This is a genomic window from Rossellomorea yichunensis, assembly GCF_032337515.1.
GTDB lineage: Bacteria > Bacillota > Bacilli > Bacillales > Bacillaceae_B > Rossellomorea > Rossellomorea yichunensis.
In genome coordinates this window covers 58,213-83,303 of record NZ_JAVYAD010000006.1, presented here as the reverse complement: position 1 = coordinate 83,303, position 25,091 = coordinate 58,213, and the positions used below count along the sequence as shown (strand labels likewise).

The following is a 25,091-nucleotide window of genomic DNA, read 5'->3' as shown; positions in this document are numbered from 1 at the left end:
TAAAGTTTAAATGTTTAATCATATAAACATATTATCTATAAATGTTTCTCTTCCGTCAATGAACTTGCACAGGAGTTATATTCCATTATTATATTGTGGCTTAGATGGATCATATGGAAACATGGATGGTGTTTTTTCAGGATTCAGAGGAGAACACCCATGCGTTGGTAAGTGAGACGAGAAGGTAAAAGAGGAAGAGGAACCCGCACTAAAACGGGCTCCCCTTTATTATTTTTTCAACCTTTGCTTCCTTGAGCCGATCGACTCCAAATGACAATAACAATGATGAGAAGTAACACACAGATACCTACTAACACAGCAATCAAGATAGGAAGGGAAGAACCATTCTGACTTCTTTCCTCAAGACTCCCCAATCTTGCCGATTCGGATTCACTAAACAGTTTCAGGTTTTCTGCTTTAGCTTTAATAGTATTTGTATCTTTTTCTTCACTTTTAAATAACTTATCAGTGAGCTCATTCAATTTGTTAATGGAAATCCCTTCAAATGTTAAGCTTTTTTGTTCTTCAGGGATTTTTATCTTTTCATTTGTGAGCGTCTGATCATGGATGAGGTCAGTATTCTTTTTGAAATCATTGTTCTGATAGTCATTCGGGATTAAATCATTAATGTTTGTATTTGCAGAAATAGGGGGCACAAACATGCTGACAATGCCCCCTATTAATATCAATTGAATCAGTATTTTACCCCTCATACGCTTCCGTACCCTCATCAGATGTTCTATTAGAGCGTTTGTCTAATAACACCTGCACGATGGTTAGCCCGATAACGATCAAACCCAGTACAATGACAGCTTGATTAAATAAAGAGTCTGATCCATATTGTATCGACATATAAACGGTCGACATCGGGTCTTTAAATGTAAAATTAGGTGTTGTTAATGCCAATAATGGGGTCACGAACAGTGCTACCAGTCCTACAGACACAAACCAGCCCAATAACCGGTGCGTGACAAAAGCAACACGGATTAATCCTGATCCTGCTAATAGAAGGAGAATGGTAAAGATCGTCCACTCAACTGAACGGGATTCAACTAGTGGATAAATGTCCAATCCATAAAGGCTAATAACAAATCCTACAATGAGATTTAATAGTAGGAATATCACCCCTTGTATCCAAAGGGGAGCATTTTGGAAGTAATAGCTTGTGTATCCGATAAGTAAACTGGACAACAAGATAATAAACAAAATCACAACAGGTGGCAGTGCACTTGCTTTCTTTTCCTCCGGGACATCTCCATTAACATTAAGAGGATTCGTCAAGAAATCATACACATACCCATTGGATTGTCCGTCAACGAACGCGTTCCCTAAAACACTAAATACATCATCGCGAATTAATTGAGTGGAGGCTACATTTGTCGCCCACTTATTATTCAGTGTATCCGCATCGCTTTGAACATTGGATACATTCGATTGAAGCTCATTTGTATAGGACACGATTGTATCTTGGCTTTCACTCACTGTATCCAGGAAGGAATGGATAGACTTAATTTCACTTCCAATTTGCTTCTGGTTCCCTACTAAATCTGGCCCTGTTGCCCCTGATACCGGAGTTGGAGCCGCTTGATCCGGCTGTTGTATACGATTTAATACGTTTGTCGCTTCTTGATTGATCGCATTCAGGCTCTCTGTAAGCTGAGATTGCTGGTCATCAAGAGTTTGGTTGTATTCTGCTGCAAACACGGTAAATGAGTCTTGAAGCGTGTTAAGAGCATCCTCTGTATTCGGCAGCCCTGTATTTAACTGCTCCCACTCCGCTTGTTCAGACTGGCTTACTTTCAGAATCTCATTAATCTCATTTTTCAGTTCTTCATCTTGAAGAACGGCCGCTTTTACTCCATTCTCCGATAACATACCGTTAAGAGTCGCTTCATACCGATCCAGGTAAGAGTAGTATTGTAGAAGATCCATAAGTTTATAGTTATTAATCCCTCGAGAAAAATAACCATATAGAGTGTTTCTTCTATTTTCAGATAATGCGGCTGAGTTCAGGATGGAGCTTTCTTTATCCTCGATTTCCGCAACGATATTGGAAATATTGTCAGAGAACATTTCCAATTGGTTAATCAAAGCTTCATTCGTATCAGTCAATGTCGTTACCTGATCTTTAAGATCTTGATTTTCAGTTGTAAGAGTTTCAACTTGCTTGGTCAGTTCATCGATTTTATCAATTAATGTCTGATTATCTTCAAGAAGTCTTGATACTTCTCCCAACAGTCTATCCACTTCTGCCTGCAGAGGGTTTTCTGAGCTATTATTTTTTCCTTGCAGCTGCGTTCGAACCTGCAGGATGCGATCATTGATTGTTTGAATATTGTTAACTGCCTCGGTTATAGCTTCAGGTGTTGGTTCTGTTAAATTAGTCAGTGTTTCTTTCAACGCATCGATTTCTGTTGAAATGGCCGTCAATTCACCTATTTCCGGATCTAAATTCGGTGGTGCAGGAGGAGGATCGCTTGGTTCCCCTGGTCCGGGTTCACCTTCCTGGGAGGAAATGATGACCTGTTGAGGGTCAGGTTCCTCTCCGTCTTTTGGTGGTTCAGGAACTTCAGGAGGAGCGGGTGGATTAAAAATCTCTCCGTCACCTTCAGCCAGCTTATTGTTAAGTTCAAAAATACTTCCTTGCAGGTTATTTAAAGTCGTGGTGTCCTGCAATTGCTGATAGAAGTTCAACACCCGTTCCTGGAATGAGTAAAAATCTTCTACCTGCCTCCCTACTTCTTCAAACCTGCGTTCTTGTAAATCTGTAAACACCGCCTGGTTCGTTTCCATACTACTATTTAGTTGGGTCATTCCTGCAGCAAGGGATTCACTTTGATCAGAGAATAGCGATTTTGCTTTCAAATATCTTGGCTGCTGATTTTCAGTTGACGCGTTGATCATTTCAACCGATTGTGATTGAATATCCGCGAGTAATTGCTTTTGATTATCCTGATATTCTCTATACTGATTGACATATTCAACAAAGCTGGAAAGGCTTTGTTCAAACGATGACAGCGTGTTTTGCTGCTGTGGTGCACGGCTGTCTGCCTGCTGAATCGAGTTTTGCAGGTTAGACAGCATCGAGGTCTGTTGTTGGATTTGGCCGGCCAAATCTTTCGAGCTTGGTTTATAGAACGACAGCATCGTTTCTTGGAAAGCCTGCTCTTTTTGTAGGATTTCATCGAATTCGGCACGGATATTCTCCATGTCTGCCGATACATAATTCCAATAGAGTGAGGACATCTTGTTATTCACTCTTTTAGTAGCCTTTTCAATCTCTAAAAGGACTTTTTCTTTGTTTACAGCATTCAGTTGTGTTTGAACTTTATAGTTCAGATTTGTTTTTACTGGTCTTTCCTCATCATATGTCATCACTTTGTCAGAGAAGTCCGAAGGTATATACACAACGGCATCATATTTAGAGCTTTGAAGACCGTTTTCTCCCGCACTTCTGCCTACAACAGTCCATTCAAAGGATGATTGATCCTCCAGAATGGACGTAACATCCCCTCCAAATGCCAACGTCTCTCCATCCAATTCTGTTCCGGCATCTTCGTTCACAATGGCGATGGACTGAGTAGCGTTTTCTTTCACTTTCAGTGGATTTTCCCCAACTGACCGGAAGAAAAGAAGAGGAGTGGCAAGAATCATCATGACCGCTAATAAGAGTTTAAATAGGCTTACTTTCTCTGTCATGCGTGTACTTTCCTTTCCGTTACCATAAGTGGTATTTGAATTTTAGTTTCTTTACCGTTTTCTACATAATAACCAAATCCTGGTTGAATTTCTGGTTCTCTTCGATCATAGCTGAGCGTGAACAAGGTTTGTTCAGATTTCTTCATCAAGACAAGAGCCTGACGAACCTGCTTCATTTCGACTGTCAAAGTGTCGTAGCCCTTTGTTAATTCACTGTTGTTTCCGGAAACAATCATGCAGAACCCTAAATGACTATAATTTTTCATACATTTAACAATTCTGTCTTGAAGCAGTGCATCAAGATTCTGCAGGAACCTTGCATATCCATCTACAATGAGGATGACAGGTGAGAAGGATGGAAGTGCACTTCCCTTTTGTATAGACAGATTATATTGCTCTTCTCTTAAACTAAATAATTCTTCCACTCTATTAAGCCACATAGTGATATGTTCTTTGTTCTCCATATAGACTACTTTTTCTTCTTTCATTAAATTTGAAAGTCCCCTGTCAATGGAGTCGAATATCGCTATATGATCACTATCCTGCAATAACGCCGTATTGGCTAAAACCTTCAGGACGTTCGTTTTTCCTTTTTGAGCCTGTCCCAATACCAGACAATGCTTCGTCTTTTTAAAGTTTACGTACACCGGCTTAACTAATTCTTCGTCTAAGCCGACCGGCAGCAGCCCTTCTTTCCTCACTGAATCTGTATATTGGGTAAAGTTGACCATCGTCAACTCTGTCGGGAGCATAGGCACCGGATCAGGCGACATTAATCCTTTATACTTTTCTTTCAATAACTGAATTTCATCCTTTAGGAAATTCATCTGCTCATAATCGTCCTTCCCTTCTGTTGGAAGGAATACTTGAGAAAAGAAAGCTGTATCTTTCTTAACAATCGCTCTACCTGGAATGGCTTCCGGGCTGAACGGTAATCGCCCAAGCATCGTATAAGCCTCTGAGCTGTCCATCAGATAATGAACGATTTTTGTCTTTAAATTATTCATTAGCGACTGACGGACTGAATTTACCCGGGTAGCTGTAAAATACATATACACTCCCAATGACTGACCATCCCTTGCAAATTGATTAATTTGCGTTTCAAGCTCTTGCATCTCTTCTTTAACCAAATCGAAATTGTCAATTGTTACAAATAGAAGAGGCAGTTTTTCTTCACTTATGGTGTTATACATTTTAATCGAGCTTACTTCCTGCTTTTGGAAGAGCTGCTTTCTGCGGGCTAATTCATCATCCAATATGCCGATGAATTTCTCGATCTTTCTTTCTTCATCGATGAGGAAATAGTCTGCAGTATGCGGCAGCTGCTTTAAAGGCAGTAAGCCACCGTTCCCAAAATCAAGAAGATAATAATGAACTTCCTCAGGTGTATACTGAGTGGCCATCCCCATCAATAAGGTGATTAGCGTTTGAGTCTTCCCATATCCTGAAGAACCGAAGACTCCTACATTCCCGTCCTCAATCACTTCATAATGGTACGGGGTCTGACTCTGTTTCTCTGGTTCATCAATCATGGAAAGTAAAATCTTATTCTCTTCTCTCTGTGCAAATGATGTACGGTAGATGCGATTTGAAAGAGGAGGAAGCCATGGGCTGGAAAGCTTATCTAACTTCAGCTGTTCCTGTAAAGCTTCAATTCGATCGACGACCGCATCAATTTCACTGACCATTTCCTTTTGATTGCTTGGATTAGTCGATACTTCCGACAAAGGAATCAGTCCCAGATCCGTGATAATCGCCACTTCATCCTCTGATTCGAAGGATTCCTCCTGATAAGGGGCCCCACTCCATGCGGATTGGAACAGGTCATACACCTCATTATTTCCGACCTGTAAATACCCTCTTCCTGTTACAGTCAGCGAGGCTGCGTCCCCATTTTTTAGGATTTCACGGCTGTCTTCCGTATTCTGCACTTTAAGTGCGACGCGGAAACGGGCATTACTCCATATCTGATTATCGATGACTCCTCCGGGCTTCTGAGTAGCAAGGATAAGATGAACTCCCAGGCTTCGACCGATACGGGCTGCACTTACAAGTTCTTTAATGAATTCCGGCTCTTCACTCTTAAGTTCAGCAAACTCATCTGATATTAAGAATAAATGAGGGAGGGGGTCTTCCGTTTTGCCTTGCTTGTAAAGGCGTGTATAGTCATTGATATGATTCACTTCGTAACGATCGAATAAGCGCTGCCTGCGTTTCAATTCACTCTTGATCGAAGCGAGTGCCCTCGTACTGAAGTTCTTACTTCCTTCAATATTGGTTATCGTCCCTAATAAATGCGGGATATTCTTGAAGGGCTGGGCCATTCCTCCACCCTTGTAGTCGATTAATAGAAATGCTACTTCGTGAGGATGGAAATGAACTGCTAAAGAAAGAATATACGTTTGTAAAAATTCACTCTTTCCTGAACCGGTTGTTCCGGCAAGTAATCCATGGGGGCCGTGTGCCTTCTCATGCAAATTCAGCTCGACAATATCTTCTTTTCCTTTCAAACCAACGGGAACAGCTAAGGATTTAGCTGATTCTCTGGATAGCCAGTTCTCTTGAATAGGAAGCTGATCAACATCCTTCACCCTAAGCATGTCCAGAAAAGAAACACTTGAAGGGATGGAGTTGGTCATTCCGATTTGATGATTAAGAGTCCTCAATGTTCTTGCATACTGCTCATTGCCCTCATGCTTGAATTCATCCATTTCGAATGGAATCTTAACCGCCTTTTTATTTTGAATCAGAATGTCCCCTTGTTTGTCATTGATATAACGAACGAGAGTGTGAATATTATCAGACAAACTCTCTTTCGCCTCTGCTGCGAAAATGACGGACATTCCTAAATGAGCGTATTCCCCTTCTAGATACTGCAGAATCACATGGTCTGAAATAAGCTGGTGGTTGGTTATGATAAAAACGTAATGTGGTGAAAAACGTACTTTATCTGAGTCTTCCTCGATATCCCTTTCACGAAGGACCTCATATATGGAAGAAAGAATTTGATCCCTGGTTTTCTCGTTATAAATGAACCCTTTAGCAAAGGACTGTGGTAATTGAAAGTGTGGTAACCACTTCATCCACTCCCAGTCCGTATACTCTTCCTCATGAAAGATATAGACAAATCGGACATCATGGTAACTATGAAAGAACGCCAATTGCCCGATCAGCTGGTGAATCTCATTTTTATAGACGGATTCTTTACCGATTAAACCTATTGCCCCTTTATGAAGATCCGCTGTTACAGGTAATTGATCAATCTCACGATAAACCATTTCCAACTTCTGGGACTCTTCCAATAACTCATCCATTTCTCGGTTTGACATATCGGAAGAATTCACTGAAATACTGTAGCTTGCGTGCACCTTTCCACTTCCTAAACGAAACTGGAGGAAGTCCGGACTTTCAAGGGTCCTTTCCCAAAGACGATCGGAAAGCTGCTCTGTCAGATACTTCATTCTTTCAAAAGCAGGAAAGTGAAATTGCAGGACATCTGCCTGTTTCTCGGCAAGCTCCTGAAGTTCTTTTCTCTTACTCTCTAAATAATGAGTATAGATCCGTTTCCTTCGTTCCTTGGATTTCTTTCTATTGCTCTTATCTTTAATAAATTGTACGGTTGACGTTACTAAAGTGGTTGTAAACATCACCATTGAGATAATAATGAAAATTCCACGTGGAATCACGAGCGCTACGATGGCCATGACGATTAACATCATCAATGGGGGAAGAATGATCAACCATAAACTGCGATTTGTATCGCTCGATTCCTGACTCGGAAAGGACAATTGAACCTTTTCATCAGGAAGATCATAAATCATGCGTGGCGTTCGGCGATAATTAGGGTATTTCTTCTGCATTTCTGATGTAGGACGTATAGATGCCAATAATTCAGTTTGATAGTCATCGATACTATGTATCTCGATTAAATCATCTTCTAATAGGGTAATAGTTAAAAAAGGAGAAAATAAAATGTCTCCAACCTTAAGCTTTTGTTTCCCTTTGACCAGATGTCCGTTTAGATAAAGGGAAGACGCCTCAACAGCATCCATTACCCATTCATCATCGCCATTTTTATACCAATGGCAAGTTTGAATGAGATCCTTTTTCTCATAATAAATGGTTGCGTCCAGTTGTTCGGTAGATATACTGATTTCTTCTTTATGACCGACATAATAGATTTGAGACTTTATTGGTAAAGGCGTGACCAATATGTGCAGTTCTTTATCACCTGCAAGCAAAGATACTTTGCGGCCAGATTCAAGAATCCTTCCTTCTTTCCCGTCTTGATATAGCTTGAAAGTATCGCCTGAGTGCTCTACTAGAATGGACTCGGCAGACAACGGCAACGATAAAATCGTGATTGAATCTTCCAATCGTGGACCTAATGTAATTTTTTTATTTTCATCCTCAATCATGATTGACTGATAGTAATGATCGTGAAAAACCCAAAGGGCATACATATGCTCACCTCCCCAGTTAGTTTATTTGTCAGGATTCCTTCTTATCAGGTTGAGTTGGAGGGGTGGAACTCTCTCCATCAGTCTCTGCCGGTTTTTGTTCAGGTGTCTTTTTTTCCTCATTCTCTTGCGGTTCTTCCGTTGTTTGTGCCGGTTGTGATGGCTGTTCGTCTTCCAACGCTTTCATTTCTTCCTCGTATTCAGCTATTTCACTTTCAATTTCATCTAGTTCCTGCTGTCTTTCCTCGCTATCAAGATCTCCGTCTGCCTTGACTTGCTCTCGGTACTTAAGAAGTCCAAACAGAATTAAATCCCGGTCTTCTAAGAACCTGGCTGCTTCTAATGCTTCCTCAGCCTTTCCTCTTCCGATATTGATCCAATACTCATAATAAAGTGGATCAGATTGAAGGGAGACAGTATTTCGTACATTCTCTTTTTGGTCTTCGGTTAAGGATTCGTTAATAATATAAGAGAGTGCAAGTTGATATTGAGTGACCTTCGGAATTTCTTCAACCTCATAAGACTGTAGTTCAGTTACCACATCGCTATACTTATTCAGGAGAAAACTCTCTTGAGCTGCTACTACCCTCTCCTGCTTAGGGAACATAAAGAATAAAGAATATATAGAGTAAATAATTGCCGGTACTAAGAGCAATGATATTCCGAGCAGTACATAACGATTGAGTTTCCACTTTTTCTTACTCACAGTCATAAGGAGGGAATCAGACTTTTTTGCCTCTTTTATTAAATGATTTAACACTTCTCCGACACGTTCGATGCTTTCGGCTTCCAAGATATCCTTGGTCATTGACGACAATTTTAGCGTTTCGCTGAACTTAAAGTAATCATCAAATGTATGCTGCCGATCTACAATAGCTGCGACAGTAGCTTTTGTCTGCTTTAACAACAAATCTGCATCTTTTTCGTAAGGGGGAAGACTCTCCTTAACGCCATAATGGATAAAGTGGGGAGTCAGGCCTTGATCAAATACAATATTTTCCGGACAAATAATGAGATGGAGACGTGATAAGGTATGGTTTCGTACGTTCTGTACCAGTTGATAGGCAGACATCAACCTTTCTTTCTCATTCGCTTTTAATTGGGGATAAAAAGAGAAGGAGTCAGGTATGGTATTCACGATGCACAATTCATCATTTTCCATCGTGATTTCTTTTTGTATGGATGGGTTAATGTTCTTCAGGAAGTGAATTTCCTCAATTTGATCCAACTTTATCTTTTCTTTTTGAAAGATAAATGTCATTTTATTTTCTTTTTTATGTACAATGGCTTCGAGTTTTTCTTCTAAGTATGATCCACTTTTTTGTGACATTCTATTGGTCTCCTTTATAATATTTCAATTCGATCTCCAGAATGAATTCCAGCATCGATCAGCCTTGCATGACCGGGAACCACTTTTTGTTTATTTACAACACGAATCCAACAACCCTCTCTGGGATCGATTGTAAGTTTCTGAGACTGCCACACAAGATCGATCAGTTTTTTAACAGTATGGTAGTTTGATAATCTAAGATCGAAGCTCTTCTCCTCATAATGTCCTAAATCGATGGTAATTTCTATATACATGTCGGGTTTCACCTCATAAGGAAGGAGCGCCACATAATGATAAGCGCTCCTTCATGTTTAAAATGGTTGGGATAAACTTATCCGCGAATTTGATTGGCAATTTGAGCATCTGCATCTTCAAGAGACTTAGCAGTGCTAGTCAATTGCATTGAGATGTCTTCAAGCAGTTGCTGCATTTGCAGGAATGAAGGGCGCAAAGTTTGATATTGCTCTCCAAACGCGCGGCTTGATTCACCTTCCCACATACCTTCAAGCTCAGAAATCATATTATCCAGGCGTGAAATCTGCTCTCCTACTTGGCTGCTTTCACTTGTGTATCGGTTCGACATACTAATCAATTCTGCTGGGGTAACACGAATAATTCCTGACATGTAATTCCTCTCCCTTAATTGAAATTGTTGGTGGTAATCATCTATATCAAATCAGAGTACCCAAATTAGAAACATGAACCTTGTAAACTATGTAACTCGTTTTCTTTCATCAAAACCCTTTTAATTACAATTGTTTCCACACTTCCAATATCATACTATTATAAACATACATATAAACACAATTTTTACAGTGAAAAGGAAACTTTATAACTACAGGAATAATTACTTTCAGGTCATTTGGTATAAGAGCCGCTTGATGGAATTAGGAAAATAGTGCTAAATCATGGACTTAAGACTCTCCATTAATAACATTGATAGGTGGTTACATATTGAAGGATCCGACCCATTAGTTACAAGTACTTACTATATATCCTTATTTTTACTTTTATAAACCAATTATTTTTATAAAATTTACTTTAGAAGAAATTTTATAAAAGGTGCATTCATTAACATAAAGAACCTTACTCCTTTATTCAATAGTAAGGCTCTTTGTGTAATGTATGATCTTAAAAAAATATCTGTTCATTTTTTTAATTTCTTATAATTCCTCTACATTTTGTTTCGGTTCATTCAGGTCATACGTCACATCATACTTCTCTGCAAGAAGCCTCATGTCCGAATGATAAGCTTCCACCAGCTTGTAATACTCTTCGATTTTGGCATTTGATTGATTAATCAAGCCTTCATCCTGATCTTCAATCGCCTTTTTTTCGAGAATGAGTGCATCGTAAAAGGTCTGAGTCGCCGTCACGATCCTGTCCGTCATTACCTCTAGCTCAGGAATCTCAGCCTCAATTCCCTTCGCTTCTTTCAAGGCTTTCTCGTAGGCTGGAATGGTGTTACTTGTCAGCTCATTGTAGACGGTTGGATCATCCGTATAGTTGACGCCAGAAACCGATGCCAGAGACTGGAAGGCGACGACTTCATATTCTGCCACCTTATAGATATCCTCGTTGATGAATTGAATGATAGCCTTTTGCTTATCGGCATCTGTCACCTCTTCACTTTCCGAACCATCATTCATTAGTTCTACTTTCTCATTATCATTCTTATTACTGACCACCTCTTTGGACTCCACATCCTGATCCTTATTAATTGAAATCTGCACTTCACCACATCCACTTAACAAAACCGCTGTTATCACTGATAACCCTAGAAGTTTCTTCATGATTTAATTCCTTTCTTATGCAATTTGTTATATTGCTTTTAGGAGTTAAATACCCATATTTTGTTAAAATAATCAAAATACTTCTAAATATAATCGTTCCTTTCTTCAGTCATATGGCAAACCTACATAATTTCCTATACAATTTATGTAAACATCAAGATTGTGTGGTGACTAAATTGAAATTATTACTAATCGAAGATGACACAACCCTATTTAACGAAATCAAGGAGCGACTTTCCCAGTGGTCCTATGATGTATATGGAATCACGGACTTCAACCACGTTATGCAGGAGTTCACCGAAGTGAAACCGGACCTTGTGATCATTGATATCCAATTACCCAAATTCGACGGCTTCCACTGGTGCCGGATGATCCGTTCACACTCCAATGTGCCGATCCTGTTCCTGTCCTCCCGTGATCACCCGACGGATATGGTCATGTCCATGCAGCTTGGGGCAGATGACTTCATCCAGAAGCCCTTTCATTTCGATGTACTGATTGCAAAGGTTCAAGCGACCCTTAGGAGAGTTTATAACTATAACACCGAACAGGTGAGCATCAAGACCTGGTGCGGGGCAACAGTTGATTATGAGCGTAACACCGTAGCCAATGAACGGGGGTCCATCGAATTAACGAAGAATGAAATGTACATCTTAAAGCTCCTAATTGAGCAGAAAAATAAGATTGTCAGCAGGGATGCGTTGATTAATAGCCTCTGGGATGATAAACGGTTCATCAGCGATAACACGTTGACCGTCAATGTGAACCGACTTCGGAAACGGCTTGAAGAGATTGAATTGGGCCGCTTCATTGAAACCAAAGTGGGGCAAGGGTATATGGCCATTGAAGAGGATTCACCATGATCCGTACATACTTATGGGAACGAAAAAGCTGGATATTGTTCTTTACCGCTCTTCACCTGTTATGGATCTTTGTTGCCTATATCGATACGGCCCTCCCCCTACAACCGATCCTATATATGGTGTTCATATCACTGCTCTTTTTCATCGTCTTCGTTTTCATTCGATATCAGAAGGAAACCCGTTTCTTTAAACGACTGAAAGAATGGGATCATAATCTCAATATTACAGGTGTGGATGCCCCTGATACTCCATTTGAAGAAATCATTTCTGATAGTTTATCGGAGCAGGCGAACCTTCTGAGGAAGGCAGCATCTGAAAATCGAATGCTGCTCGAACAGGAAAAGGATGATCTCCTGTCCTGGATCCATGAAGTGAAAACCCCACTGACTGCCATGCATTTGATGATTGAGCGTTTAGAGAACCAATCTTTAAAGGCTCCATTAAAATACGAATGGCTGCGGATCCACCTTTTGCTCGATCAACAGCTCCATCAGAAACGGATGTCGTTTATGGAGAATGATTTATATATCGAGAAAACCGATCTTGAGACCGTAATATTTCAGGAGATAAAAACGCTGCAATCCTGGTGTATTCAAAAGGGTATTGGATTTGACATTCAACTGGATATCACGGAAGTGCTGAGCGATGCGAAATGGCTTTCTTTTATGATCAGGCAGTTATTAACCAATGCCGTTAAATACAGCACAACATCGGATATTATCATTAAAAGTGAGCATCAAGATGATAAGGTGAACCTCACTATTCAAGATTTTGGCAGGGGAATAGATCCCAAGGACCTCCCGAGGGTCTTTGACAAAGGCTTCACTTCAACCATCGACCACAATGATCACGCTTCTACCGGAATGGGATTATATTTAACCAAAAGAGTTTCAGAACCTTTACTGATTTCTATAGATGTTACGTCTAAACGAGGCGAAGGGACCCGGGTCACCCTCACCTTTCCCCAGAAGAATGATTTCGTCCAACTTACAGGCGTGTGACAAAAATGTCACATGCTTTTCTGTTTTGTTCGAATAATAAAAGGAAAAGAAACTTCCTGCTTTTTATAATAAGGGTATCAAATCAAAGGAGTTTTTAACGATGACGATATTAGAAGCAACAAAACTTCATAAAAGCTACGGCAATAAATTCAATAAGCAGGAAGTCTTAAAGGGAATCGACCTGTCGATCCAAAAAGGAGAATTCGTCAGTATCATGGGGGCATCGGGTTCCGGGAAAACCACTCTCTTAAATGTCCTTTCCTCCATCGACAAAGTGAGTGAGGGTTCGATAAAGATTGAGAGCAATGAAATGACGATGATGAAAGAAAAGCAGCTCGCAGAGTTCCGAAAGAATCACCTGGGCTTTATATTTCAGGATTACAATTTGCTCGATACGTTAACGGTGAAAGAAAATATTCTTCTGCCATTGTCCATCACAAAGACACCCAAAAAGGAAGCCGATCAGAAATTCAACGACCTTGCTTCGGAGCTTGGGATTCTTGAATTAAAAGATAAGTACCCGAACGAAATTTCAGGCGGACAAAAACAACGTACATCAGCAGCCCGGGCATTCATCCATGAACCAAGCATCATTTTCGCCGACGAGCCAACAGGTGCTCTCGACTCAAAGTCGGCCTCTGATCTCTTAAATAAGCTTAGTGAGTTAAATCAAAAGCTGAAAGCGACGATCGTCATGGTGACTCATGATCCTGTGGCAGCAAGCTACTGCAGTCGGGTGATTTTCATCAAGGATGGGCAAATTTATACTCAATTAAATAAAGGCGAACAGGAAAGACAGCACTTCTTCAAGGACATTATGAAAACCCAAGGGGTGCTCGGCGGGGTGCAGAATGAACATTAATACCCTTATTTTCAGAAATCTTAAGAAAAACCTCAAGAATTATTACCTTTATGTATTTGCTCTGGTCTTTAGTGTCGCGCTATACTTCGCCTTTGTGACCCTGCAGTATGATCCATCCATGGATGCAACAAAGGGATCCATCAAAGGCGGCGCAGCGGTTCGTGCGGCTTCCGTTTTACTTGTAGCAATTGTCTCTATTTTTCTTTTATATGCGAATACGCTCTTTATTAAAAGAAGAAGTAAAGAAATCGGTTTATTTCAGTTAATCGGCATGACAAAAAATAAAATCTTTCGTATTTTGACCGTGGAGAACTTCATCCTTTATTTCGGGTCATTGATACTCGGCATCTTGATCGGATTCTCTTTCTCAAAATTGATCATCATGATCTTATTCAAAATAACCGGGGTCGAGGCAATCGCCACACTCCACTTCTCAACCCATGCACTTATCCAGACCATCCTTGTTTTCTGCGCGATCTACCTGCTGATCATGCTGATGAACTTTGTATTTATTAAAAGGCAAAGTATATTATCACTGTTCAGGGTACGTTCATCGACGGAAACCAAAGTGAAAAAAATGTCCAAGTTTGAGATCATCATCGGGATTTTGGGGATGACCCTGGTTGCCTCAGGGTACTACGTATCTTCCAAATTGTTTGGCGGGGACTTCACAACCATGCCTCAGCTGTTTGGAGCCATGCTAGTTATACTCGGCTCAGTCATTCTCGGAACTTATCTTTTTTATAAAGGGTCCGTCAGCTTTATTTTCAACGTCATCCGAAAAAGGAAAGATGGCTACTTGAACATCAATGAGGTACTATCCCTTTCATCCATCATGTTCAGGATGAAATCCAATGCCTTACTATTGACGATCATCACGACCGTGTCGGCTCTTGCTATCGCTTTATTGTCCTTAAGCTATATCGGCTATTACTCGGCTGAAAAAACAGCTCAAAATAATGTTCCGACCGATTTTTCATTTACAAATACACAAGACTTCCAACACTTTAAAGATGCCCTACTGGACAATGGCATCGAATTCAAGAAGGAAGAAATCGAAGTCATTGAAGTGTTGGTCAACCTGAAAGGCATTACAGACTCTGAATTTGGGGAACTGAACGGTTCATTGGATGCCATGCCGAACTCGGTCATCAGCGAGAAAGACGTTGAAGGCGTCGATGTAAAAGAAGACGAAACGGTCTTTACAGGATATAGCGACTTACTTCAAAAGGTCATTCCGTTACATGATTCAGGGGTGACGGAACTGAAAGGAAAGACGGAGGTCACCAAGCTTAATTACTTGGGAATGAGGGATGAATACCCGATTTCATGGTATTTTACAGCAGGGGGCTCACCTGTTGTGATCGTAGATGACAATGTATTCAAACGCCTGAAGAATGATTTAGATCCTGCTATCCAGAAGGAATCTTCTCTCTACATCGGGGTGACGATTGAACAAGAAAAAGATATCTTGAAAGCAAACGACCTCTTTCAAGAGTTAAGCCTCGACGAAGGATGGGCAAACGATTCCCAGTATGATATGAAAGCAGAACAGAAACAAAATATTGGACTCATCATGTTCATCGTCGGGTTCCTTGGTCTCACCTTCCTGATCACATCCGGATGCATCCTGTACTTTAAGCAAATGGACGAAAGTGAAGATGAGAAACCGAACTATACGATTTTAAGAAAACTGGGCTTCACTCAGGGTGACTTGTTGAAAGGCATTCAAGCCAAGCAGCTCTTCAGCTTCGGAATCCCTCTCCTCATCGGCCTGCTGCACAGTTACTTCGCGGTTCAATCCGGATGGTTCCTGTTCGGTGCCGAGGTTTGGACGCCGATGATCATTGTAATGGGGTTATACACGATTCTGTATTCAATCTTTGGTGTATTATCGGTACTTTATTATAAAAAAGTGATTAAATCATCGCTATAATGGAAAGAGCCATCCCATTAAAAATCGGGATGGCTCTTTTATGTAGACCGAGGTTACTTCCTTTTTTGGCTTTTCATCTTGTTCATTTCAAGCTCGGCAGCGTATTCTTCCTGAGATTTCCCTTGTTTGAAACTTTCAGATTGGATTTTTTTAAGTTTGTTATCATTTTGATTTGGCATGTCCACACCTCCTGTCTTCACGGTTATTATGAACATGCTCGTGAAATTTATTCTTTACTTCCATTTTGATATACAAGGCAATGAAAGCCCCATACCGCTAAAAGGGAGAGAATTTATTTCACTAGATGATTTTCCTTTACTCTCTCCAATACCCCGACAATCTCCCTTACTAATTTATCGCCCGTTGCTTGTTTAGCTTCTAACCATTCGATACCGTTTTTACTCATCATTCTTAACGTCCAATTATAAGAGGGGGATGATAGAACATGAACACCTTCAATATTCCATTCATTTTTATCTCTGTAGAACATCATTAATCGATTAGTATGAATCTTTCTTTGTATTGATTTATTAAACTGCTTAACTAGTAAACAATCAGAATCCATATTATTATTAATCGCTACCTGGTTTACATTAAAAATGGCCCGATGTTCACAGTAACTAAGATATTCCCTCGGGATAATGTACAGTGGATCACCCACTCGAACAGCTCGATCTTCGATTCCCATCAGCATCCGGGGAAAAATGATTTGTTTCATTGTATGGTTAGGTGCCGGGTGCTGAATCACCTTAAAGCTCATCTCACTCTCTTTCAGGCATTCAATGACCCGGTCATCACTAAAGTAAAAAATACTTTGTTCCTGATGATCTGTTACGATTTCTGCAACCAAATTGCTTCTTGCCAGAACCCACATGGCTTCAATAAATTGACCCTCGAATTTTAATTCTCCTTGGATATAATCCACAAGTCCCATCTTATTGAGCTTCTTGAACATACTTTCCCATTCCTTTTCCAGTTCATCATCTTCTTGATAATGAGGAAATGGGTTTGTTATTCCTATCAGTACTTTCCCGCCTAACATCTTTACCAGTAAATATAAGTCCTTGCTGGTCACTATCCAATTCGACAATTGTAATCCCCCTTTATAAACCAATGCCTTAACCAAATTTCCTCGATGTTTTCGGTTTTCCGAAATCAGGATAACTGTTTATGACTTTTTCATAATTGTTTTGAATGTATATAAACCGATGAATATAAGTCGATAAATAAGCTGGTAAGATGGATGCGACAGAGTAAGCTGTGATCATAGCAATCATATAGGCAGAATCAGTAACCAGATACGACATCAGAAATTGCGCAATAATATATCCAAAACTTGAAGCGGCTATTATAAAAGATACATTAAACTTTGATTCTCCATTTTGAAGTTTAGTATATGTACCTGAATATAGCATTTTTGCATTAATAATTTGTATTGAAACCAGTAGCAAAAACATTAATAGTATCCCTATTACAAAATAACTGCTACCTTCAACGCCAACATGCCTATATAAGAACTTCTGAATCACCAGAAAATACACAAACGCATTTACAATTCCAAAGACACCAAGATACAAGTAATAAGACTTTTCGAATTTATAAGGGGCAATTATATATAAAAGAGCCCAAATATGGATACATATTATCGGAATAAGAGCGGCCCAAAATAACGGGGCAAAAAAGGGAATACTCAGAAGCGGCAATAAACCTAAGAAGTCCATGCTTATTACTAAAAAACCAATTACGTTTCTTCTGTTTTCTATGGGGCATTGTAAATTCTGCAGGTAAAAGGTTGAGACTTCACTCTGTTTTTTCATTTGTGTTCCCTTTAACCTGTTTTTTTATTTTCATGAATATATGATATGACCTTGTTAATATCTGTCGTATAATATAAAACCTGTTTGATATCGTACATTACTTTATGTTCAACGATAAGGTACTCATCAGGATGGATGTTGTTAAAGAACTTTTTCCACTTGTTCCTCTTCTCCATCTTTTTTGTTTCTTCATCTAATTTTTCAGAGTCAAACTTGTAGACGCCGTAACTTGGCACTTCTATTTTAGTGTCAGGAAAAGCATTCTTTAACTCCTCGACCATTTCATTTTGCGGTTCAATCTCTGTCACAACCACCACATATTCTTCTGTTGCATCCAAGATTTTGTTTGATTGGTAGTCATAATCTTCATCACTCATTTCTTTTTCTGTGAAAATGGCGATACAAAAACGGTTTTCTTCTTTTTTCTTTTTTAGGAACACATTCTTCATCCCCTCTATGTATTTTTTCTTAGCTTTTTAGGTAATCCAAATTCAGGATAAACTTGCTTTACCTTTTCCATGTTTCTTTTAATAAAGAAATATTTGTGAATACTCGTTGAAAAGAAAGCTGTAGCTATAGTGAGTAACGAAAAAACCCCTATAATAATAAGTGTTTTCACCGACTCTACAAAAAAAGAAGATAGTATAAATTGGGCTAATACGTAGCCTATACCTGAGGCAGCAGCTATTGGCGAAAGATTTAATGTCTTTTCTCCTTTTTGAAGTCGTGAGTATGTACCGGAATACAGTGAACGTATGTTAATCCAATTCAAGACTATAAGTAGAGAAACACAGATTACCAACCCTATAAATGCAGGTACTATGCTTTCAACTTCAAAAGTATTATAAATAAGTTTTTGAATGACTAAAAAGTATACAAAAGTATTAATAACACCATACACTCCAAAAAAAAGATAGTATGCCCGTTCAAAATTATATGGAGCAATAATAATCGGAATAGCCCATAAGTGTATTAGTATGACTGGAATGATTCCTGACCAAAAGATCAAGGGAATCATTGGTTCGCCTAATAAAAAAATGACACCAATGATATCCAAAAATATAAGAAAGAAAACGATTATATTCCCCCTATTTTCTTTTGGATTCTGAAATCTTAAATAAGATAATGTAATCTCATCTATTTTAGCTTTCTTCAAATAAACACACCTCTTTTTAACATAAGACCAATCATATTGAATTAATTGAGTTTAAAACCAAGATCCAACTTTATCAATGATACTTGTGGTCCCTTTTTTTATTGCATCTCCAATTGAATCACTCTCGCCATCACCATCAACATCCATAAATTTAACATCTGAAAGGGCTGTTGTTACTAGAATCCCTATTCCAGCACCCACAACTGCTCCGACAGCAACCCCAACCGGACCACCAAATGCTACGCCTGCCATAGCTCCAAATTTGGCACCTGCCATGGCAGATGCTGCAATAGAGGCACCTGCTATGGCTACATCTCCTGTTACATTTCCTGCAATTTCACTCCCAGACTGTTTATGCTGAACACCGTGGACGATATCACCAACAACAGTTGTTCCCACGCCTATGTAACCTATTTTGTTTCCAGCCCACTTAAATGACTCTTTGACACTGGTCATGGGATCCACTAATTTATAGAGTTTTGTATAGTTTGTCGCATTCGTACCTGAATAGTTTCGTTTATTAATTTTGTATAGTTCCGGCTTATCTACCTTTACCCTCACTCTATCCTTACCCTGTGCGGTAGTATAACTGCTTTTCGTCACACCAAAACCTTTTCTGCCTAGATTCACACCTTTCGCCGCCCCATACCCGGCAGCAGTCGCAATACCCAAATTCGTCGCCGCGTTAATAGGCTGCTCTCGCCACTGATCAAAATTGATGCCTAGTGTCGGCGTAGGATCCCATTCCGGTTGCAGTCCATTCACCGTATCAGCCGCTTCAACCCCATTCTCGACAAATCGGGGATTGTTGGTCAGCTCGAAATAAGGGTTTGTCGACCCGCTCTCAGCATCATATTGAGGGTTGTAACAGCTGTTGGGCTGATACGTATCGATTGAGATTTTCCCGTTGGAGAAGAGACCTTGAATTTGGTGAATGTATTGGTTCATCGTGTGGACATCCTGTTGGATTGGCTCCAGGTTGGCGGATTGACTTTGATCAAACTGGTGAAGTTTTTCGACGGTTTGATCCTTTTGCTGCCTCGCAACGTGAACCTGCTGAAGAAAAGAATCATCCTGTAATCTTGGTAACGCGACGATATCTTGAACACTTTGAATCGTTTCATTGGACTCACTTGTTAAGTCCATGACCACATCTCTTCCCCGATTCAATCCGTTTTCCATATCATTCTGTAAAAAGCTTTCCTGTATATATCCATTTTGGGCTGGCTCCAACCCTTGTAATTCATTTTTAATAGCTTTCAGGGTAGATTCATATGTTGTCACCATTTGCTGATAGAACTCCAGAAAGGATTGATGAGAATCCTGATAAAAAGACCGTATCGATTGCCCCCCTTTTCCTTTAAAAGAGGCATCTTGAGAAATAAAGTCATTTATGGCTGATTCGATTTCGATCATCTGTTCTTTTTGCTGGGTTAACTTTCGAAGCACTTGTTCTATTCCTGAATCCAGAGACATGACATCCAGTGTTTTCATCCCAACTTCTCTCCTTACCTGGCTTTGATATATGAAGACAGTTCCTGATCGGCATCCGCCATATCCTGGACAGCCTGTCGTGTCAATTCTTCATTTCGCATAAGCAATTCTTTATAACTCTGTACCATCTGTTCCATGCTTTGATTCAACTCGTTCAATTTTGTTACCACTTCCAGGCGATTTTCATGTCCAATGTGACTAGGTACATCCGGTTGAAGAGATTCTGCAGAGGATTTAATTTTTGAAAGGTGGTGGCCTATCTCACCTTGCACTACTCTGATTTCATTACCCATACAAGCTACCTCCCGCTATATTAAATACTTTTCTTTCTAATCAACTGTTGCTTCAGCTTCAGATTCCAACCTATGAATGGTCTGTTCAATCGCCTGGATTTCACTTCTTATAGTTTGCATCTTACTGCTCAGCATAGAGAACACTTCACTAAACTGGTTATTTTCAATATCTGTAAAGTAATGAAGCATTCCTTCAAACCTTATTTCATCAAATTTATTTGCAAGCGTCCCTTGCCAGGTGAATCCAGATAATTCAGGATTTGTAATGGATTCCCGATAACTTGAAAATTCCTGTTTGTTCCCTTGAAGTTTGCTCTGACATGTCTGAAGCCTTTGAAGTTGCTCACGTTTTTCACTTAACAACCCGTAGTAAAAATATAAAGACAAGAACCTTCACCTCAATTGATTACTCTAATTCATAAAATTTTCCAATCTTTTTAACTATAACACGGATGAAATTTTGTCAGAATGATAGAATCTGTTTATTTTTAGTATATGCAAGTAATCCTTTTTACCTATTCGATATATTATTTATCAATGAATAATACGAACTATTAATTAAGTATCACAATTTTTGTAAAATGAAACCCTTTTTACAACTATTATTTTCCAGTATCTGAAACTTTTCTTATATTAAACACGTATTTTAAGTCAGAGGTGAAAAAATGTACATAAACATACCTGAACCAACACAAACCATATCAATAAAAGCCACTAAAGTTTGGCGAATATCCAACACGATCGTACATACAACAGCACTGCTCATCATAGGAGCCCTAATGATATGCAGTGACCGATTCGATTGGTACGACTGGATCGGGATCGTTCTTTATATTCTTGGAGGGCTGTTCATTGTCTCTTCCATTTTCTCCATCTTCATTGAACCCATTTATCTGCAAAGAACCTGGCGCTATCAGGTCGATGAGGAATTCGTTCAGTTGAAATTCGGGAAGTTTCAGCAGCAGCATATCCTGATACCCATGGAGAAAGTGGAATACGTCCGTACAGAGCAGGGACCCATCCTGCGTCGCTACGACCTTTATGACCTTGAAATCGGGACAACGACTTCCAGTCACAAAATACCTGCCATACCGGCAAATGTAGCGAAGATATTGAAAGCGGAAATTGGTACCTTCGCAAAGATTCGGGATAAAGATTCAAAAGAAGGAGAAATAGGAGCATGACCCATCCTGTCAAACGATATCACCCTGCCTATATCATCGTGGAGTTAGTTTCAACCGCGAAGGGCCTATTCGGGTTCTATATCCTCCTGTTCCTGCTGAAGTCGAATTCTACAGCCGGGTGGGTGATATGGGGCCGCTACGCCCTGTTGGCTGCAACAGCGGTGTCTGTCCTGTCGATCTTTGCCAAGTGGATTTTCAACCGCTATGAATTAAGTAATAAAACCATCCTTTTCAGAGAAGGGATGTTCGTTAAAAAACAAAAAACGGTCTCCTGGGATCGGATCCACAGCCATAGATCCAATACGACCTTCATTCATCGCTGGTTTGGATTAACTTCTTTAACCATGGAGACAGGGACGAGTGGAGAAAATGCCCAATTTGAATTTCCCGTCATCACACAACGAGAGAAAGTTCGCATTTTATCTTATCTCGAACAGAAACAATACAGAGATGAATCAAAAGATGGTATAAAGCCGGAACGCACGGTACACTTTCAAGCAACCAGGAAAGACCTGATTAAAGCCTCCTTCACGTCACTCAGTTTCCTGGCGATCTTCCCATTACTGAGTGCCATCTATTTCAATTTGGCCGAATTCTTTTCCATCGAAGAATCAGCAGAAAGTGCCTGGCACTACTTGCTCGATCATGTGTGGATCCTGATCGTCCTTTTTATCGCTGCCATGATCCTGTCCATCTTCATCGGCTTTGTAAAAACGTATATGAAGTATGGAAACTATGTCATTAGTGATGACCAGGAACGGATTTATATCGATAAAGGGATAGGGAATGAGGTCAGCTACTCGATTTCAAAGAATAAAGTACAGGCTGTCAGAGTGGAACAATCCATTGTGAAGAGGATGCTCGGGCTTGTTTCGATCAAGTTGATCAGTGCCGGCTCCTCCGAAGGTGAAAAAGAGGAAATAAGTTCTTTATATCCCTTTATGCCAAAACGTGAAGCTTATGATATGCTGCACACCATCCTTCCCCACTACCCGATCAAAGAGGAGATGGAACGCTTCCCACTAAAGGTCCTTTGGCTGAAGCTTTTCCAACCGTATTATTTGACGATTGCTGCTGTAGTGGGCCTATGGATCTTTAAGATGGAATGGATATGGATTGCAGGCATTGTCTTTGGAGTATCCATCCTCCTTAGAATCCTGGATTACTGGTTTACAAGCTACACCCGCCACAATCAAACCGTCCAAATTCGAAAGGGAGGCTGGTTGAACGAAACCTTCGTCACCCATCGGGACCGGATCCAGCAGGTGACTGTGAAACATGCCTGGCTTGATCGTAAGTTCGGAGTGGCTACCATCATGTTCTCCAATCGAGCGAATCCGAGTCATGAGAGTTTGTTGTTTGGGGTTTCGAAAGAGGAAGCTGGTATTTTTTATGAATGGTATCATAAGAAATCCGTCTCTGGGTGAGACGGATTTCTCATTTACTGACCTGGGTACAGGCGTATCACCTAGCCTGTCAAGAATTTAATAATCCCCCCATGTTGAGGTGAAGCTTTACACATAGTTTATATGCATCCGTTCCATAAAGGATTCATCACTCATCAATAAAAAATCAGTATGAATATAATCCGTTCCAAACAAATTTTTCAGGTCCATGTAGTTGTAATGGGCTGCCTTTACCAAACTATGGTCTTCCTTATATACGTAAATCGTAAAGTACGTTTGTAGAAACAGGAGAAACTCATCTACACTGATACCCAGCTTTTCAAGGTATTCACTATTGAATTCAATGAACCCAAGGATTGACTTACTTGTTTTGAAAAGGTTAATCATCCCTTTTAAGACAAACGCTTCATATCCCTCAACATCCACTTTAAAAAGGACTGTTTCATAGGTTTGATCATGACAAAGGGTATCGATGGTGATGGACTGGACAGGTACCTTATCTATTAACTTATGAGAAGGTTCATAAGTGGCTGAAGAGGTACCAGACCAATGCCTATCAACATAGAAAACCGTTTCTTCATTGTCTTTATCCGAGGCGATTGCATTGTAGATTGCTATTTGTGACCGGTTAGGATGTGCTTCTTTCGATTGTTCAATAAAAGGTATTAAACGGCTGTTCGCCTCCACGCCTATTATCCTGGTCTCGGGTGAATATTGAGTAGAGAAGATACACTCCCCATAATTCACGCCTACATCGATGACCAGGTCGGGATTCATTTTCTTCACAGCCATGGACCAGAATCGATCGAGCCTTTTTTGGGTCACCCCATTGCTGATCATTAGTGCCCTTCCCCGATTTTCCTCAGAATCTATATAGAGAACCGTAGAACTGGGCAATGTTAATGTTTTAGGCAGCTTTTTTATATTCAATGTTTTGTACTTTACCAAAATGCCTACATCGATCATAAATTTCCAAATCTTCGGATAGTTCTCCCAGACTCTCATTAGAAAAGGCTTTCGAATAGCAGCATTCCACTTCATGTTTGACCCCCCTTTAAAGAAACCTGTTTAGAGGTATACATTCTTAGATGCCACCGGAAAATCCTCTATAACAGGGCTTTCTTCATGAAATCTTTACAAAAGAAGAAAGAAATTATTTTTCACTTTGTGTGATAATCTCTTTATCATAAAACTATATTGTGTTGAGGGTTGTATGTTTTTCATCGGCTTATTCGTAGATTTGCAGGGAAAGCATAATTTCAATACCGGACCATTCAATTCAATAATGAATGGAGGATTCGCATGGTAAATTTCATGTCTTTTTATGGTACCATCACCATGATCAGTGATTTTATGACAGGACAAAATGGAGAAGGGGAAGGCTGTTATAAATTAATATCTGTAGAAGATGGAGCAGGTGGTTCGGTGAATTTTGTCGTGTCACCAACCACATATTTTGTGGACCATGTAATGATGGCTGTAGGGGATAGGGTAACGGGATATTATGATAGGAACGCTCCTGTTCCTCTTATTTATCCACCACAATTTCGTGCACTTGTCATGGTAAAGGAAAGTTCATCTCAAAATGTAAAGGTTGATTATTTCAACTCACAGTTGGAGAGCAGCGATGGCATGCTAAGGTTAAATCTATCCCCCTATACTCAAATGGTATTGACCAACGGACAATCCTTTTCAAAGTACCCTGGCAACCGGAATCTGATCGTGATCTATGGTCCCGCCACGATGAGTATACCTGCTCAAACCACTCCTTATAGAATCATTGTTTGGTGTTAGACA

The 25,091-nt window shown here is 39.9% G+C and carries 23 protein-coding genes; 7 read left to right on the top strand and 16 right to left on the bottom strand.

Annotation, left to right across the window (positions count from 1 at the left end):
* Positions 1-236 precede the first annotated feature (236 nt).
* The 7 genes from essA to RSX31_RS16635 form a co-directional block, all read right to left on the bottom strand.
* A complete protein-coding gene (essA, locus tag RSX31_RS16665; protein ID WP_187443709.1) occupies positions 237-713 on the bottom strand; it encodes a type VII secretion protein EssA in 477 nt (158 codons plus the stop codon).
* Positions 703-3,699 carry a type VII secretion protein EsaA gene (gene esaA, locus RSX31_RS16660; protein ID WP_148996267.1) on the bottom strand — a complete coding sequence of 999 codons (2,997 nt, stop codon included), beginning with the start codon at positions 3,697-3,699 and terminating at the stop codon, positions 703-705. Before esaA ends, essA begins: the two co-directional genes overlap by 11 nt.
* Positions 3,696-8,162 (bottom strand): type VII secretion protein EssC, encoded by a 4,467-nt coding sequence (gene essC / locus RSX31_RS16655; RefSeq protein WP_315635240.1) that lies wholly within the window; start codon positions 8,160-8,162, stop codon positions 3,696-3,698. The genes esaA and essC overlap by 4 nt, the downstream gene beginning before the upstream one ends.
* A gap of 28 nt (positions 8,163-8,190) precedes the next feature.
* Positions 8,191-9,489, bottom strand: coding sequence for a type VII secretion protein EssB (gene essB / locus RSX31_RS16650; RefSeq protein WP_148996265.1), 1,299 nt, complete (start codon positions 9,487-9,489; stop codon positions 8,191-8,193).
* Between the two features lie 14 nt (positions 9,490-9,503).
* Positions 9,504-9,743 (bottom strand): EsaB/YukD family protein, encoded by a 240-nt coding sequence (locus tag RSX31_RS16645; protein WP_148996264.1) that lies wholly within the window; start codon positions 9,741-9,743, stop codon positions 9,504-9,506.
* A 77-nt stretch (positions 9,744-9,820) separates the two neighbouring features.
* Positions 9,821-10,114 (bottom strand): WXG100 family type VII secretion target, encoded by a 294-nt coding sequence (locus tag RSX31_RS16640; RefSeq protein WP_034764875.1) that lies wholly within the window; start codon positions 10,112-10,114, stop codon positions 9,821-9,823.
* 538 nt (positions 10,115-10,652) lie between these two features.
* Entirely contained in the window at positions 10,653-11,282 is a 630-nt protein-coding gene (locus tag RSX31_RS16635; RefSeq protein WP_148996263.1) for a hypothetical protein, read from the bottom strand.
* A 176-nt stretch (positions 11,283-11,458) separates the two neighbouring features.
* Between RSX31_RS16635 and RSX31_RS16630 the strand changes: the two genes are divergently transcribed.
* From RSX31_RS16630 to RSX31_RS16615, 4 genes are all read left to right on the top strand, one after another.
* Positions 11,459-12,145, top strand: coding sequence for a response regulator transcription factor (locus tag RSX31_RS16630; protein ID WP_262371998.1), 687 nt, complete (start codon positions 11,459-11,461; stop codon positions 12,143-12,145).
* A complete protein-coding gene (locus RSX31_RS16625; RefSeq protein ID WP_315635239.1) occupies positions 12,142-13,146 on the top strand; it encodes a sensor histidine kinase in 1,005 nt (334 codons plus the stop codon). The genes RSX31_RS16630 and RSX31_RS16625 overlap by 4 nt, the downstream gene beginning before the upstream one ends.
* 100 nt (positions 13,147-13,246) lie before the next feature.
* Positions 13,247-14,008, top strand: a complete 762-nt coding sequence (locus RSX31_RS16620) for an ABC transporter ATP-binding protein (RefSeq protein WP_148970594.1) — start codon at positions 13,247-13,249, stop codon at positions 14,006-14,008.
* Positions 13,998-15,944 carry an ABC transporter permease gene (locus tag RSX31_RS16615; protein ID WP_315635238.1) on the top strand — a complete coding sequence of 649 codons (1,947 nt, stop codon included), beginning with the start codon at positions 13,998-14,000 and terminating at the stop codon, positions 15,942-15,944. Before RSX31_RS16620 ends, RSX31_RS16615 begins: the two co-directional genes overlap by 11 nt.
* A 53-nt stretch (positions 15,945-15,997) precedes the next feature.
* Here the strand turns inward: RSX31_RS16615 and RSX31_RS16610 are convergent, their stop codons facing one another.
* The 8 genes from RSX31_RS16610 to RSX31_RS16575 all read right to left on the bottom strand — a co-directional run bounded on the left by RSX31_RS16610 (position 15,998) and on the right by RSX31_RS16575 (position 21,091).
* Positions 15,998-16,123: a hypothetical protein gene (locus RSX31_RS16610; RefSeq protein ID WP_258549627.1), complete on the bottom strand. Its 126-nt coding sequence runs from the start codon at positions 16,121-16,123 to the stop codon at positions 15,998-16,000.
* 113 nt (positions 16,124-16,236) lie between these two features.
* Positions 16,237-17,034 (bottom strand): hypothetical protein, encoded by a 798-nt coding sequence (locus RSX31_RS16605; protein WP_315635237.1) that lies wholly within the window; start codon positions 17,032-17,034, stop codon positions 16,237-16,239.
* A gap of 28 nt (positions 17,035-17,062) precedes the next feature.
* A complete protein-coding gene (locus RSX31_RS16600; RefSeq protein ID WP_315635236.1) occupies positions 17,063-17,761 on the bottom strand; it encodes a hypothetical protein in 699 nt (232 codons plus the stop codon).
* Positions 17,762-17,772: 11 nt separating this feature from the next.
* Positions 17,773-18,201 (bottom strand): hypothetical protein, encoded by a 429-nt coding sequence (locus tag RSX31_RS16595; RefSeq protein WP_148970590.1) that lies wholly within the window; start codon positions 18,199-18,201, stop codon positions 17,773-17,775.
* A gap of 14 nt (positions 18,202-18,215) precedes the next feature.
* Entirely contained in the window at positions 18,216-18,917 is a 702-nt protein-coding gene (locus tag RSX31_RS16590) for a hypothetical protein (RefSeq protein WP_315635235.1), read from the bottom strand.
* A gap of 51 nt (positions 18,918-18,968) precedes the next feature.
* Positions 18,969-20,411, bottom strand: coding sequence for a ribonuclease YeeF family protein (locus RSX31_RS16585; RefSeq protein ID WP_148970588.1), 1,443 nt, complete (start codon positions 20,409-20,411; stop codon positions 18,969-18,971).
* A gap of 14 nt (positions 20,412-20,425) precedes the next feature.
* Entirely contained in the window at positions 20,426-20,704 is a 279-nt protein-coding gene (locus tag RSX31_RS16580) for a YwqI/YxiC family protein (RefSeq protein ID WP_148996255.1), read from the bottom strand.
* Between the two features lie 36 nt (positions 20,705-20,740).
* Positions 20,741-21,091, bottom strand: a complete 351-nt coding sequence (locus RSX31_RS16575) for a YwqH-like family protein (protein ID WP_148996254.1) — start codon at positions 21,089-21,091, stop codon at positions 20,741-20,743.
* A gap of 278 nt (positions 21,092-21,369) precedes the next feature.
* On the opposite strand from RSX31_RS16575, the gene RSX31_RS16570 reads away from it, so the two are divergent.
* Positions 21,370-21,888, top strand: coding sequence for a PH domain-containing protein (locus tag RSX31_RS16570; protein ID WP_315635234.1), 519 nt, complete (start codon positions 21,370-21,372; stop codon positions 21,886-21,888).
* Positions 21,885-23,315, top strand: coding sequence for a PH domain-containing protein (locus tag RSX31_RS16565; protein ID WP_315635233.1), 1,431 nt, complete (start codon positions 21,885-21,887; stop codon positions 23,313-23,315). The genes RSX31_RS16570 and RSX31_RS16565 overlap by 4 nt, the downstream gene beginning before the upstream one ends.
* Before the next feature lie 87 nt (positions 23,316-23,402).
* Here RSX31_RS16565 and RSX31_RS16560 read toward each other — a convergent pair whose 3' ends face one another.
* Positions 23,403-24,335 (bottom strand): FkbM family methyltransferase, encoded by a 933-nt coding sequence (locus RSX31_RS16560; protein WP_148996251.1) that lies wholly within the window; start codon positions 24,333-24,335, stop codon positions 23,403-23,405.
* A gap of 261 nt (positions 24,336-24,596) precedes the next feature.
* Here RSX31_RS16560 and RSX31_RS16555 point away from each other — a divergent pair, with 261 nt between their 5' ends.
* The gene (locus RSX31_RS16555) at positions 24,597-25,088 is read left to right on the top strand and encodes a hypothetical protein (protein WP_148996250.1); all 492 of its coding nucleotides are present in this window, start codon (positions 24,597-24,599) and stop codon (positions 25,086-25,088) included.
* Positions 25,089-25,091 lie beyond the last annotated feature (3 nt).

Coding starts and splice junctions, on each gene's coding strand:
- essA (WP_187443709.1), bottom strand. CDS start 713: ATGAGGGGTAAAATACTGATTCAATTGATATTAATAGGGGGCATTGTC.
- esaA (WP_148996267.1), bottom strand. CDS start 3,699: ATGACAGAGAAAGTAAGCCTATTTAAACTCTTATTAGCGGTCATGATG.
- essC (WP_315635240.1), bottom strand. CDS start 8,162: ATGTATGCCCTTTGGGTTTTTCACGATCATTACTATCAGTCAATCATG.
- essB (WP_148996265.1), bottom strand. CDS start 9,489: ATGTCACAAAAAAGTGGATCATACTTAGAAGAAAAACTCGAAGCCATT.
- RSX31_RS16645 (WP_148996264.1), bottom strand. CDS start 9,743: ATGTATATAGAAATTACCATCGATTTAGGACATTATGAGGAGAAGAGC.
- RSX31_RS16640 (WP_034764875.1), bottom strand. CDS start 10,114: ATGTCAGGAATTATTCGTGTTACCCCAGCAGAATTGATTAGTATGTCG.
- RSX31_RS16635 (WP_148996263.1), bottom strand. CDS start 11,282: ATGAAGAAACTTCTAGGGTTATCAGTGATAACAGCGGTTTTGTTAAGT.
- RSX31_RS16625 (WP_315635239.1), top strand. CDS start 12,142: ATGATCCGTACATACTTATGGGAACGAAAAAGCTGGATATTGTTCTTT.
- RSX31_RS16620 (WP_148970594.1), top strand. CDS start 13,247: ATGACGATATTAGAAGCAACAAAACTTCATAAAAGCTACGGCAATAAA.
- RSX31_RS16615 (WP_315635238.1), top strand. CDS start 13,998: ATGAACATTAATACCCTTATTTTCAGAAATCTTAAGAAAAACCTCAAG.
- RSX31_RS16610 (WP_258549627.1), bottom strand. CDS start 16,123: ATGCCAAATCAAAATGATAACAAACTTAAAAAAATCCAATCTGAAAGT.
- RSX31_RS16600 (WP_315635236.1), bottom strand. CDS start 17,761: ATGAAAAAACAGAGTGAAGTCTCAACCTTTTACCTGCAGAATTTACAA.
- RSX31_RS16585 (WP_148970588.1), bottom strand. CDS start 20,411: ATGAAAACACTGGATGTCATGTCTCTGGATTCAGGAATAGAACAAGTG.
- RSX31_RS16580 (WP_148996255.1), bottom strand. CDS start 20,704: ATGGGTAATGAAATCAGAGTAGTGCAAGGTGAGATAGGCCACCACCTT.
- RSX31_RS16570 (WP_315635234.1), top strand. CDS start 21,370: ATGTACATAAACATACCTGAACCAACACAAACCATATCAATAAAAGCC.
- RSX31_RS16565 (WP_315635233.1), top strand. CDS start 21,885: ATGACCCATCCTGTCAAACGATATCACCCTGCCTATATCATCGTGGAG.
- RSX31_RS16560 (WP_148996251.1), bottom strand. CDS start 24,335: ATGAAGTGGAATGCTGCTATTCGAAAGCCTTTTCTAATGAGAGTCTGG.
- RSX31_RS16555 (WP_148996250.1), top strand. CDS start 24,597: ATGGTAAATTTCATGTCTTTTTATGGTACCATCACCATGATCAGTGAT.